We start from the raw sequence: 12,072 nt of genomic DNA, 5'->3' as shown, positions 1-12,072 counted from the left end.
CCCGCCCTCACATCGCCTATCCGGGCGGGGGCGGGGGCCCACACCCCCCCCCCGGGCGGGGGGGGGGGCCCCGGGGGGGGGGGGGGGGGGGGGGGGGGGGGGGGGGGGGGGTGGGGGGGCGGGGCCGCCCCCCGCGAGTCGGACGCGCATGGGGGGGTGTCCCTTCGGGGTGGGGGGAGACTTCGCCCGCCAGGGATACCGGATCCGGTCGCCCGTTGTCCGAAACTCACTCCTTCATCGGCGCGTTGGGCCGGCCGTCACCCCGATCGTCGTACCGTCGTACGCCCCCGGGCCGGTCAGGCGGCGCTGCGGCGGCGGGTCAGCGCCTTCCGCAGCAGCGGCCACGCCAGCAGGAGCAGCACGATCGCGTAGACGGTCACCGAGAACGGGGTGTTCACCAGGCCGGTGATCGAGCCGTCGCTGATCTGGAGGGCGCGGCGGAGCTGCTGTTCGGCGGCCGGGCCGAGGATGACGCCGATGACCGCCGGCAGCACCGGCAGGCCGTAGCGGCGCATGCCGAGGCCGAGGAGGCCGACCACCAGCAGGACGACCAGGTCGAGGGCCTCGCCGCCGACCGCGTACGCGCCGACGGCGGCGAAGAACAGGATGCCGGCGTAGAGGTACGGGCGCGGGATGCGCAGCAGCTTCGCCCAGACGGGCGCGAGCGGCAGGTTGAGCGCGAGCAGCAGGACCATGCCGACGAAGAGCGAGGCGATCAGGCCCCACACCAGCTCGGGCTCCCGCTCGAAGAGCAGCGGGCCCGGCTGGATGCCGTACTGCTGGAAGGCGGCGAGCATCACCGCGGCGACCGCGGTCGTCGGCAGGCCGAGCGTCAGCATGGAGACGAGGGTGCCGGCGGCGGAGGCGGAGGCGGCCGACTCGGGGCCCGCCACGCCCTCGATGGCGCCCTTGCCGAACTGGTCCCGGTGCCGGGAGAGCCGCTTCTCCGTCACGTACGACAGGAAGGTCGGGATCTCGGCGCCGCCGGCCGGGATCGCGCCGAACGGGAAGCCGATGAACGGGCCGCGCAGCCACGGCTTCCACGTCCGCCTCACGTCCTCGCGGCCCAGCCACGGGCGGCCCACCGGGACCGGCCGGCCGGCGGTGCGGCGCAGGTGGGCGGCGACCCACAGCGCCTCGCCGATGGCGAAGAGGCCGACCGCGACGATGACGACGTCGATGCCGTCGGCGAGCTGGAGCGAGCCGAAGGTGAGCCGCTGCTGGCCGGTGAGCTGGTCGAGGCCGACCAGGCCGAGGGTGAGGCCGATCAGCAGCGAGGCGACCCCGCGGACCCGGGAGGAGCCGAGGACCGAGGTCACCGCGATGAAGGCGAGGACCATCAGGGCGAAGTAGTCGGGCGCGCCGATGCCGACGGCGAGGGCGGCGACCGCCGGGGCGAGGGCGACCAGCAGGATCGTGCCGATCATGCCGCCGGTGAAGTGGCCGATCGCGGCGGCGGCGAGCGCCTGCGCGCCGCGCCCCGCCTTGGCCATCGGATGGCCTTCCATGGCGGCGACGACGGCCGCGCTCTCGCCCGGGGTGTTGAGCAGGATCGAGGTGGTGGAGCCGCCGAACATGGCGCCGTAGTAGATGCCGGCGAACATGATGAACGCGCCGGTCGGTTCCAGGCCGTAGGTCACCGGGAGGAGCAGGGCGACGGCCATGGCGGGGCCGATGCCGGGCAGCACGCCGATCGCGGTGCCGAGGAGCACGCCGACGGCGGCCCACAGCAGGTTGACCGGGGTCAGGGCGGTCCCGAAGCCGTCCATCAGGGAGGTCAGGGATTCCATGGGTCAGAGCACTCCCATCAGCGGCCCGCCGGGCAGCGGAACGCCCAGCAGGCGGTCGAAGACGCCGTAGGTGAGGAGGGAGAGGACGGCCGCGATCAGCGGGTCGCGGGCGGGGTGGCGGCTGCCGAGGGCGTAGGCCGCGCCCCAGAAGAGCAGGGCGCCGGAGACCGGGAAGCCCAGCGGGCCGATGAGGACGGCGAAGCCGAGGAAGACGCCGACGAGCAGCAGGACCGTGCGCCAGTCGGCGGGGGCGTCGAGGTCGATGTCCTCGCCTCCCTCGGCCTCGCCGCGGCCGCCGTTCAGCACGTCGAGGGCGAGCAGGACGGCGACGACGAGGAGGCCGCAGCCGACGACGAGGGGGACGGTGGCGGGGCCGACGGGGCCGCGGGCGGTGACGTCGACGTCGAGGGTGAGGGCGTCGGTGAGGACGAGGACGCCGAGGAGGAGCAGGAGGGCGCTGACGCCGAGTTCGGAACGGTCGCGCAGCCGGGACGGCTTGGGGGTGGTCACAGTCCGAGCTCCTTCAGCACCGTGTCGACGCGGGTGTTCTGCGCGGTCAGGAAGGCGCCGAACTCCTCGCCGGGCAGGAAGGCGTCGGTCCAGCCGTGGGTCCGCAGGGACTCGCGCCACTGGGGCGAGTCGTGCAGCTTCGTGACGAGGGTGACGAGCCGGTCCCGTTCGGCGTCGGTGAGCCCGGGCGGGGCGACGATGCCGCGCCAGTTGGTGAAATCGGTGTCGAGGCCGGCCTCGCGGAGGGTGGGGGCGTCGAGGCCGGGGACCCGCTCGGCGCCGGTGACGGCGAGCAGCCGCAGCTCGCCGGCCTTGATCTGGTCGAGGTACTCGCCGACGCCGGAGACGCCGAAGGCGACCTTGGAGCCGAGGATGGAGGCGAGGAGTTCGCCGCCGCCGTCGAAGGGGATGTAGTTGACGTCCTTCGGCGGGATGCCGGCGGCCTGGGCCATCAGCATCGGCGCGAGGTGGTCGGGTCCGCCGGGCGAGGAGCCGCCGCCGACGGGCAGCTTCCCGGGGTCCTTCCGCCAGTCCGCGAGCAGTTCCTGGAGGGTGGTGTACGGGGAGTCCTTGGAGACCACGACGATGTCCTGCTCCTCGGTGAGCCGGGCGATCGGGGTGGTGTCGGCGAGGGTCCTGGGGGTCTTGTTGGTGTGGACGGCGCCGACGACGCCGAGCCCCATCGACATGGCGATGCGGCCGTCGCCGCGCTCGCCGACGAGCCGGGTGAGGCCGACGGTGCCGCCCGCGCCGGGCAGGTTGAAGACCTCGATGTCGCCGGTGAGGCCGGCTTCCTCGGCGTTCTTCGCCGCCGTGCGGGCGGTGATGTCGTAGCCGCCGCCGGGCGTGTTGGGGACCATGAACCGCAGGCCGGGTATGTCGGTGCCGGTGTCGGAGCCGCTGCCGGGGGTGAGCAGCGGCGGCCCCACGAGCACCAGCAGCGCCGCCCCGAGCAGGGCGAAGGGGGTGCGAAGACGCAACGCGGCCGCCTCTCGGTGGTTGGGGGTGGGTTCCCGGGCGGGGCCCGGGACGAGTGAAGTGGGCCACATGTTGCCCGCGCGTGAGGAAGCTGTCGCGCTTCCGCAACCAACGGACGTTGTGGTCCTTGTGGTCGCGACCTAGCGTGTCCGGCGTGACGAAGGTGCTGGTGGTCGACGACGACTTCATGGTGGCCAAGCTGCACAGCCGCTACGTGTCGGCCGTGCCGGGCTTCTCCGTCGTCGGTGTCGCGCACACCGGCGCGGAGGCGCTGCGCGCCGCCCACCGGCTCCGTCCCGACCTGGTCCTCCTGGACATCTTCCTGCCCGACATGGACGGCATCGGGGTCCTGCGCGAGCTGCGCGGGGCCGGTCTCGCGATGGACGCGCTCTTCATCACGGCGGCCCGGGACGCGGGCATGGTCCGGGCGGCGCTGCGGGCCGGCGCCCTGCACTACCTGATCAAGCCCTTCAACCAGGCCGCCCTCCACGAGCAGCTGCGCCACGTGGCCTCCCTGCGCACCCGCCTCGACGGCCTGGACGAGGCCCGCCAGGAGGACGTGGACCAGATCTTCGGCACCCGTCCGCGCGGCTCCCGCGAACTCCCCAAGGGCCTCGCGGCGCACACGGCGGAGCTGGTGGAGGGCATCCTGCGCGCCCACCCCGAGGGCCTGTCGGCGACGGAGTGCGCGGAGGCGGGCTCGCTCTCCCGGGTCAGCGCCCGCCGCTATCTGGAGCACTTCGCCGCCACGGGCCGCGCCGAGGTGACCCTCCGCTACGGAGGCACGGGCCGCCCGGAGCGGCGGTACCGGCCGGCGGGGTGACGGGCTCCTCGGACGCCTCTTCCGAGGGCTCTTTAGGAGGCTCTTTCCTGGGCCTTAAAGCGGTCCTAAGAATCGCCGTCCGCCTCTGTTCCGGGGCGAGTTCGGCGATCGCGGGGGCTAGCGTGCGGGACACCCCCCACACCACCCTCGTCCCAGGAGTGTCCCCCCATGACGTCTCGTCGTACGGCCGCGGTCGCCGGTACCGCTCTGGTCCTCGCCGGGTTCTCCGGCGCGCCCGCCTTCGCGCACGGTTCGATGACGGACCCGGTGAGCCGGGTCGCGGCCTGTTACGCGGAGGGGCCCGAGTCGCCGGATTCGGCGGCGTGCCGGGCGGCGGTGGCGGCGAGCGGGCCGCAGGCGTTCTACGACTGGAACGCGGTGAACATCGCGGCCGCGGCCGGCCGGCACCGGGAGCTGATCCCGGACGGGAAGCTGTGCAGCGCGGGCAACGACAAGTACCGCGGCCTGGACCTGGCCCGGGCGGACTGGCCGGCCTCGCCGCTGGCCCCCGGGAAGCACACCTTCCGCTACAAGGGGACGGCGCCGCACAAGGGCACGTTCGCGCTGTACGTGACGAAGGACGGCTACGACCCGTCGAAGCCGCTGACGTGGTCGGACCTGGAGGAGCGGCCGTTCCTGACGGTGACCGACCCGGGGATGTCGGGCGGCGACTACGTCTTCGAGGGGACGGTGCCGGAGAGGTCGGGCCGCCACCTGATCTACTCGATCTGGCAGCGGTCCGACTCCCCCGAGGCGTTCTACACCTGCTCCGACGTGGTCTTCGGCGGGGAGGGCGGGACGGGCGGCGGCGGTGCCGCGCCGTCCGCGTCCGCGCCGACGGACACGCAGATCGAGGAGGGTGCGGAGGAGTCCTCGGTCGAGCACGGCGGGCACGGGGACCACGACGCGTCGACCGGCGCGGGGGCCACCGCGGCGGCGCCCGGGCCGACCGCGGGGACGGCCCCGTCCGCCGGGCCGGCCACGGCGGCGACGGAGCCCGCCGTCGCCGCGACGCCGTCGGTGACCGCGTCCGCCGCCCCGGTCCCGGCCCCCGCCCCCGCCGGCGGGTCGGTGGAGCTGGCCGAGACCGGCGGGTCCTCCGTCACCCCGTACCTCGCGCTCGGCGGTGCCGGTGTGCTGGCGGCCGGCGCGGCGGTGCTGTTCCGCGTGACCCGGCGGCGTACCCGCTAGGGGGTACCGGGTCAGCCGATCACCGACAGGCAGGTGGTCGGGGTGGCGTGGGCCGGGTCGAGGGCGTTGGCCACCTCGTGGAAGGCGATCCGGTCCACCGTGCCGATGGCCACGTGCTCGGAGAGGTCGAGGGCGCACTTGTCCTGGAGGAGGACGTTGGTGACGTTGGGCCCCGAGAGGAACTGGGAGCGGTACGGGGTGACGACCTCGTCGTACTGGGTCGCGATGACGTGGTAGCGGACGCCGGGCACGGTGTCGCCGCCCTCGTTGAGCCGGGTGAGGAAGGCCGAGCCGGCGATCTGGTCGGCGAGGCCCGGGGTGGTCGCCTCGATGAGGTCCTCGGCGCCGGGGAAGTACGGCAGGAGCCTGGTGAGGCCGAGCAGGGTGGTGCCGTGGTTGTCGGGGGCGATGCCGACGAGCGCGTTCACCTTGTCGGCCCCGCCGAGGAACTTGAGGTACCAGCGGGGCATCATGCCGCCCTGCGAGTGGCCGACGAGGTCGGCCTCGGGGGCGCCGGTGGCGGCGAGGACCCGGTCGACGAAGGCGTCGAGCTGGCCGGCGGACCGCTCGATGGGGCCGAGGCCGTGGAAGAAGGGCACGTTCGGCAGCTGCCCGTAGTCGAGCGAGTAGACGCAGTAGCCCCGGTTCACCAGGTAGGGGGCGAGGGCGAGCCAGTTGTCGATCGAGTTGCCGAGGGTTCCGTGGACGAGGACGACCGGGCGCGGGTGGGCGGCGGAGGGCTTGCAGGTCCAGTCGTTCCAGCCACGGCTCGGTTCGGCGGCCTGGGCGGCGGCGGTGGGGGCGAGCACGGCGGCGACCGTCAGGAGCAGGACGGACAGCGCTCTGGTGAGGTGTTTCCAGGGCAGCATCGGGCGATCTCCTTGCGGCTCAAGGGAGGTGGGGGTGGTGTGCCCTGCGGTCCGGACCACAAGTGGGGATGCTCTTCAGCCAAGTTACGCACGGGTGTTACCCGCTGGGAAGTTACGCGTCGGTAAAAACTGGCGTGTCGTCAGTGGCCGCCCGCGCGAGGGGCGTTCAGGCCGCCAGGGAGCCCGGCAGGATCGCCCGCGGCCCGAACTTCGCGCGGGCCCGGTCGGCCACCGCCTCGATCCGCCGGGCCTTCTCGTCCGCCGGGTCGAAGGTGAGCTGGTGCGCGGCCCGTTCGGCGGGCCCGAGTCCCTCGGCGCGCAGCGCGACGCCCCGCACCCGGGCCCGCTGGAGGCCGAGGGAGTCGTGGAGCGCGTACGCGAGGGCGGTGAGCGCCGTGCCGTGGGCGGTCGGTTCGGGCAGGGTGCGGCTCCGGCTCGTGGTGCTCCGGTCGGCGTACCGCACGGTGAGCGCGAGGGACCGGCAGACCTGGGACCCGGTCCGCAGCCGGGCGCCCAGTTCGGTGGCGAGCGAGAGCAGGGCGCGGCGCTGTTCCGTGCGGTCGAGTTCGTCGTACGGGAAGCAGCGCTCGGCGGCCAGCGACCGGGCGGCGGCGTTCGGGACGACGGGGGTGCGGTCGATGCCCCGGGCCCGTTCCCACAGGTCGCGGCCGGCCTTGGCGCCGACGAGCCGCTGGAGCACGGCGAGCGGGGCGTCGGCGACCCGGCCCACGGAGTCGAGCCCGTAGCCGCAGAGGGTGCGGGCGGTGGTGCGGCCGACGCCGTCGAGCGCGACGACGGGGCGGTCGCGCAGGAAGGCCGCCGGGTCGTCGACGGTCAGGGTGAGGCCGGGGCGGGCCTCGCGGGCGGCCATCCGGGCCAGCATCGGGTTGGGCCCGGCGCCGATGACGCAGTCGGCGCCGTACAGGGCGAGGGCCCGGACGCGGATCACGGCGGCGAGTTCGGCGGGGGTGCGGTCGAAGTAGCGCAGCGCGCCGCGCACGTCGGCGAGCGCCTCGTGCGGCGGGGCGGCCTCCACGACGGGGGTGAACTCGCCGAGCAGGTCGACCAGTCGGGGGAAGAGCGGTTCCGGCGTCTCCGGGCGGAACCGTACGCAGAGGATCATCCGGCGCTCCCCGGGCTGCTGTGCCAGAGCTTCCGCGCCGGGGTGGCGGCGCCCTCCCCGGCGGGCTTGAGGTCGGCCCAGGGGTTCATCTCGTAGCCGGTCCCCATGCGGATGCGGCGGCCGTCGTCGGTGCTCCCGGCGGGGCGGGCCGCCTCTTCCGCGAGCCGCTCCCCCACCGCGTCCAGACCGCCGGTGGCCCGCAGTTCGGCGAGGTCGGCGAGGTTCCAGGCGGCGGCGCCGACGACGCTGACGCTGCGCGGGCCGCGCCGCTGCACCACGCCCCTGACCAGGAGCAGCCAGGAGTGGAAGACGGTGTGGGCGCAGCGTTCGTGGGCGTCGTCGAAGAAGGCGAGGTCGACCAGGCCGGTGCCGTCGTCGAGGGTGGTGAAGATGACGCGTTTCCCGGAGCGGATCGGCGGGGTCTGGGTGGCGGCCTTGGCGCCCGCGACCAGGACGGTCCGGCCGTGGGGGGTGGCGCGCAGCCGCTCGGCGGAGACGACGCCGAGTTCGCGGAGGAAGGCGTGGTGGTCGCCCATGAGGTGGCGGGAGGCGTCCATGCCGAGGACGCCGAGTTCGGCGCTGAGGCGCTCCGACTCGTCGAGGTCCGGCAGGCCGATGGGCGCGGTCTTGCGGCCCTGGGCGAGCGGGAGCTGGCCGCCGTAGGAGGCGGCGCCGCGCTGGGTGCGGTGGAGTTCGGTGAGGTGCAGGAGGAGGTCGCGGCGGTTGGCGCCGAAGGCGTCGAGGGCGCCGACCTGGGCGAGGCGTTCGGCGACGGGCCTGCCGGGGCGGGCCCGTTCCCAGAAGTCGAGGAGGGAGGCGTAGGGCTGCCCGGCCTGGATGCGGGCGGACTCGGCCCCGCTGATGCCGTGGACGTCGGTGAGGCCGAGCCGGAGCCCCCACACCGGAGGTTCGTCGGACACCAGTTCGATACGGTGGGCGACCGCCGACCGGTTCACGTCCAGCGGCAGCACCGGCACCCCGCGTCGCCGGGCGTCGGCGAGCAGCAGCCGCTTGGGGTACATGCCGGGGTCGTGGGTGAGCAGCCCGGCGTAGAAGGCGGCCGGGTGGTGGGCCTTGAGCCAGGCCGACTGGTAGGTGGGCACGGCGAAGGCCACCGCGTGCGCCTTGCAGAAGCCGTACGAGCCGAACGCCTCGACGATCTCCCAGGTGCGGGCGACGACCTCGTCCGCGTACCCCCGGCGCTTGGCCAGTTCGGCGAACCACGCCTTGATCCGGCCCTGCGACTCGGGGTGCGAGAGCCCGCGCCGCACCTGGTCGGCCTCGGCCCGGTCGCAGCCGGTCATGATCCGCACGATCTCGATGATCTGCTCGTGGAAGACGACCACGCCGTACGTCTCCTTCAGGGATCCCTCCAGGTCGGGGTGGGGGTAGCGGACGGGGGCGCGGCCGCGCCGGGCCTCGATGAAGGGGCGGACCATGTCGGCGGCGACCGGGCCGGGGCGGAAGAGCGAGATGTCCACGACGAGGTCGTGGAAGGTCTCGGGCTGGAGCCGGCCGACCAGGTCGCGCTGGCCCGGGGACTCGATCTGGAAGCAGCCGAGGGTCTCGGTGGAGCGGATCAGCGCGTACGTGTCGGGGTCGCCCTCCGGGACCGCGTCGATGTCGGGCCGGGTGCCGGTGGCCCGTTCGACCTCGGCGACGGCGTGGGCCATCGCGGACTGCATCCGCACGCCGAGCACGTCGAGCTTGAGCAGTCCGAGCTCCTCCACGTCGTCCTTGTCGAACTGGGACATGGGGATGGGGGCACCTCCCAGGCCCCCAGGGCCTAGGGGGACCTCGCCGCTGGTGGGCATCACGGGGGTGCGGGTGAGCAGCGAGGCGTCCGAGAGGAGCACGCCACAGGGGTGCATGGCGATGCCGCGCGGGAGCGCGTCGAGCGCCTCGACCAGCTCCCAGAGGCGGCCGAACTTCTCGCGTTCGCCCGCGAGTTCGCGCAGTTCGGGGAGTTCGTCGAGGGCGGCGAGGGCGTCCCGGGCGCGGATGTGCGGGAAGGCCTTGGCGATCCGGTCGGTCTCGGCGGGGTCGAGGGAGAGGGCGGCGCCGACGTCCCGGACGGCGTGGCGGACCCGGTAGGTCTCGGGCATGGAGACGGTGGCGACCCGTTCGGCGCCGAAGCGGCCGATGATCGCCCGGTAGACCTCCAGGCGGCGGGCGGACTCGACGTCGATGTCGATGTCGGGCAGGGCGGTGCGGCGCTTGGAGAGGAAGCGCTCCATGAGCAGGCCGTGCTCGACGGGGTCGGCGTGGGCGATGCCGAGGAGGTGGTTGACGAGGGAGCCGGCGCCGGAGCCGCGGGCGGCCACCCGGATCCCCATCCCCCGTACGTCGTCGACGACCTGGGCGACCGTCAGGAAGTAGGTGGCGAAGCCGTGGTGGGCGATGATGTCGAGTTCGCGGTGCATCCGGTCCCAGTAGGCGCCCCGCCGCTCGTACCCCTTGAGGACCATGCCGGCGGCGGCCCGGGAGGCGAGGACGCGCTGGGCGGTGCGGTGCGCGGCGCCGACCAGGTGCGGCTCGGGGAAGTGGGCGGAGCCGATGCCGAGGTCGCCCTCGGGGTCGACCAGGCACGCGGCGGCGGCCTCGGCGGTCCGGTCGAGCAGCCGGCGGGCCGCGTCGGCGCGGAAGCCGGCGGCCTCGACGATCCGCTCGGCGGCGGCGGTCATCGCGGCGGCGTCCTTGAGCCACGCCTCGCCGCTGTCGAGGCCCTTGCGGGGGTCGATCGGGACGAGCCGGCGGGCGGCGTCGAGGACGTCGGCGACCGGGCCCTGGCCGGGGTCGGCGTAGCGGACGGCGTTGGTGAGGACGGGCGGGACGCCCTGTTCGGCGGCGAAGCCGACGGTCCGGGCGGCGAGCCGCAGGGAGCCGGGGCCGGTGCCGGGGCGTCCGTGGTCGACGGCGGCGAGGCGGAGCGCGTCGCCGTACCGCTCGCGCCAGGGGGCGAGCAGCCGGGCGGCCCGGTCGGGGCGGCCGGCGGCGAGGGCGCGGCCGACGTCGGAGTCGGGGCCGAGCAGGACGAGGAGGCCGGTGCCGGGGTCGGCGGAGGCGGGCAGCACGGGCCGGCCCTCCCCGGCGCGGGCGTGGGCGGCGGTGACGAGGGCGCAGAGGGAGGCCCAGCCGGCCCGGGAGCGGGCGAGGAAGACGGCCCGGGGCGCGGACTCGTCGACGAAGGCGCCGCCGCGCACGGGAACCCGGCGGGCGGACGAGGGTCCGTCGGCGGGGCCGTCGGGGGCGGTCAGGGGTTCATGGGCGAGGTCCACGCCGAAGAGCGGGCGGACGCCCTGCTCCTCGCACGCCTTGGCGAAGCGGACGGCGCCGCCGAGGCTGTCCCGGTCGGTCAGGGCGAGGGCGTCCATGCCCCGCTCGGCGGCGCGGGCGGCGAGGTCGCCGGGGTGGGAGGCGCCGTAGCGCAGGGAGTGGCCCGAGGCGGTGTGCAGATGGGTGAAGCCCCGCATGGCGCACCTCCCGCGTTCCTGCTCCGGCGGTGCTTCCCGCACCGGCATTCGTACAAACGTTCCCACCCCCGCACACCACCCTAGCTCATTTCGAACGCGCGTACGATAAGCGGCGCGGGCCCGACCTCCGTCAGCCGTTCGGCCCCCTCCCACCTGCGGAAACGCCCCCTCCCCCGGAACCTGGGGGGCATGAGTCTCGTCGACGAACTGAAAAGCGCCGTCACCCCCCGAGCCGCCCTGCTCGTCGTCGGGGTCTTCGCCCTCCAGCTCCTCTTCATCACCTCGTACGTCGGGGCCCTGCACAACCCGAAGCCGTCGGACGTGCCGTTCGGCGTGGTCGCGCCCCGGCAGGTGTCCGCCACCCTCCTCGGCGAGCTGGAGAAGCTGCCCGGCGACCCGCTCGACCCGCGGGCGGTCGCCGATGCCGACGAGGCCCGGGACCAGATCATGAACCGGGAGATCGACGGGGCCCTGATCGTGAACCCGGCGGGCCGCACCGACACCCTGCTCGTCGCCTCCGGCGGCGGCACCGTGCTCTCCTCCGCCCTGGAGAAGATCTTCACCCAGGTGGAGGCGGCCCAGAACCGCGAGGTGCGGACGGTCGACGTGGCCCCCGCCTCGCCGCAGGACTTCGACGGGCTCTCCGCCTTCTACCTGGTGGTCGGCTGGTGCGTCGGCGGCTACATCTGCGCCGCGATCCTCGCCATCAGCGCCGGCTCCCGGCCGGCCAACCGCGAGCGGGCGATCATCCGGCTCGGCGTCCTCGCCCTCTACTCCGTCCTCGGCGGGCTCGGCGGCGCCGTCATCGTCGGCCCGGTCCTGGGCGCCCTGCCGGGCTCCGTCGCCGCCCTGTGGGGGCTCGGCACCCTGGTCGTCTTCGCCGTCGGCGCCGCCACCCTCGCGCTCCAGTCGGTCTTCGGGATCGTCGGCATCGGCCTGGCGATCCTGCTCGTGGTGGTGCTGGGCAACCCGAGCGCCGGCGGCGCCTTCCCCGCCCCGATGCTGCCGCCCTTCTGGAAGGCGATCGGCCCGGCCCTGCCGCCGGGCGCGGGCACCTGGGCGGCGCGCTCGATCGCGTACTTCAAGGGCAACGACATGACCGCCTCGATGCTGGTGCTGTCCGCCTGGGCGGTGGTCGGCTCGGCGGTCACGCTGGTGCTGGCCTCGCTGAAGCGGAAGCCGGAGGGCGAGCCGATCGCCGCGGAGCTGGACGAGGCCAGGAGCTGACACCCCGGAGAGGGGGGGGGGGGGGGGCGCCCCCGGGGGGGGGGGCGCGCGGCGCCCCGCGGGGGGGGGCGCCGGGGGGGGAGCGCCG

General features: G+C 74.8%; 9 protein-coding genes. 3 read left to right on the top strand and 6 right to left on the bottom strand.

Annotated elements, in window-relative coordinates; translation table 11 throughout:
- Nucleotides 1-296 precede the first annotated feature (296 nt).
- The 3 genes from ACFW1I_RS29390 to ACFW1I_RS29380 are packed head-to-tail and all read right to left on the bottom strand — an operon-like array spanning nt 297 to nt 3,280.
- The gene (locus tag ACFW1I_RS29390; RefSeq protein WP_384675559.1) at nt 297-1,790 is read right to left on the bottom strand and encodes a tripartite tricarboxylate transporter permease; all 1,494 of its coding nucleotides are present in this window, start codon (nt 1,788-1,790) and stop codon (nt 297-299) included.
- A gap of 3 nt (nt 1,791-1,793) precedes the next feature.
- Nucleotides 1,794-2,300 carry a tripartite tricarboxylate transporter TctB family protein gene (locus ACFW1I_RS29385; RefSeq protein ID WP_384675557.1) on the bottom strand — a complete coding sequence of 169 codons (507 nt, stop codon included), beginning with the start codon at nt 2,298-2,300 and terminating at the stop codon, nt 1,794-1,796.
- Entirely contained in the window at nt 2,297-3,280 is a 984-nt protein-coding gene (locus tag ACFW1I_RS29380) for a Bug family tripartite tricarboxylate transporter substrate binding protein (protein ID WP_384675555.1), read from the bottom strand. The genes ACFW1I_RS29385 and ACFW1I_RS29380 overlap by 4 nt, the downstream gene beginning before the upstream one ends.
- 152 nt (nt 3,281-3,432) lie before the next feature.
- Here ACFW1I_RS29380 and ACFW1I_RS29375 point away from each other — a divergent pair, with 152 nt between their 5' ends.
- Together ACFW1I_RS29375 and ACFW1I_RS29370 are read left to right on the top strand one after the other, a co-directional pair.
- Nucleotides 3,433-4,101 carry a response regulator gene (locus tag ACFW1I_RS29375; protein ID WP_384675553.1) on the top strand — a complete coding sequence of 223 codons (669 nt, stop codon included), beginning with the start codon at nt 3,433-3,435 and terminating at the stop codon, nt 4,099-4,101.
- A gap of 168 nt (nt 4,102-4,269) precedes the next feature.
- Nucleotides 4,270-5,292 (top strand): lytic polysaccharide monooxygenase, encoded by a 1,023-nt coding sequence (locus ACFW1I_RS29370; protein ID WP_384675551.1) that lies wholly within the window; start codon nt 4,270-4,272, stop codon nt 5,290-5,292.
- An 11-nt stretch (nt 5,293-5,303) separates the two neighbouring features.
- On the opposite strand, the gene ACFW1I_RS29365 is transcribed toward ACFW1I_RS29370, so the two are convergent.
- From ACFW1I_RS29365 to ACFW1I_RS29355, 3 genes are all read right to left on the bottom strand, one after another.
- Nucleotides 5,304-6,161 (bottom strand): esterase/lipase family protein, encoded by an 858-nt coding sequence (locus ACFW1I_RS29365; RefSeq protein ID WP_384675549.1) that lies wholly within the window; start codon nt 6,159-6,161, stop codon nt 5,304-5,306.
- A gap of 166 nt (nt 6,162-6,327) precedes the next feature.
- Nucleotides 6,328-7,284, bottom strand: coding sequence for a hypothetical protein (locus tag ACFW1I_RS29360; protein WP_384675547.1), 957 nt, complete (start codon nt 7,282-7,284; stop codon nt 6,328-6,330).
- Complete coding sequence (locus ACFW1I_RS29355) at nt 7,281-10,757, bottom strand: DNA polymerase III subunit alpha (protein ID WP_384675545.1); 3,477 nt, start codon at nt 10,755-10,757, stop codon at nt 7,281-7,283. The genes ACFW1I_RS29360 and ACFW1I_RS29355 overlap by 4 nt, the downstream gene beginning before the upstream one ends.
- A gap of 189 nt (nt 10,758-10,946) precedes the next feature.
- Here ACFW1I_RS29355 and ACFW1I_RS29350 point away from each other — a divergent pair, with 189 nt between their 5' ends.
- Nucleotides 10,947-11,984, top strand: a complete 1,038-nt coding sequence (locus ACFW1I_RS29350) for a DUF3533 domain-containing protein (protein WP_384675544.1) — start codon at nt 10,947-10,949, stop codon at nt 11,982-11,984.
- The last annotated feature ends 88 nt before the right edge of the window (nt 11,985-12,072 follow it).

This window comes from Streptomyces sp. NPDC058955 (assembly GCF_042741435.1).
Classification (GTDB): domain Bacteria; phylum Actinomycetota; class Actinomycetes; order Streptomycetales; family Streptomycetaceae; genus Streptomyces.
The sequence above is the reverse complement of the archived record's forward strand: the minus strand, read 5'-3'. Positions and strand labels throughout refer to the sequence as shown.

Coding starts and splice junctions, on each gene's coding strand:
- ACFW1I_RS29365 (WP_384675549.1), bottom strand. CDS start 6,161: ATGCTGCCCTGGAAACACCTCACCAGAGCGCTGTCCGTCCTGCTCCTG.
- ACFW1I_RS29350 (WP_384675544.1), top strand. CDS start 10,947: ATGAGTCTCGTCGACGAACTGAAAAGCGCCGTCACCCCCCGAGCCGCC.
- ACFW1I_RS29390 (WP_384675559.1), bottom strand. CDS start 1,790: ATGGAATCCCTGACCTCCCTGATGGACGGCTTCGGGACCGCCCTGACC.
- ACFW1I_RS29360 (WP_384675547.1), bottom strand. CDS start 7,284: ATGATCCTCTGCGTACGGTTCCGCCCGGAGACGCCGGAACCGCTCTTC.
- ACFW1I_RS29370 (WP_384675551.1), top strand. CDS start 4,270: ATGACGTCTCGTCGTACGGCCGCGGTCGCCGGTACCGCTCTGGTCCTC.
- ACFW1I_RS29355 (WP_384675545.1), bottom strand. CDS start 10,757: ATGCGGGGCTTCACCCATCTGCACACCGCCTCGGGCCACTCCCTGCGC.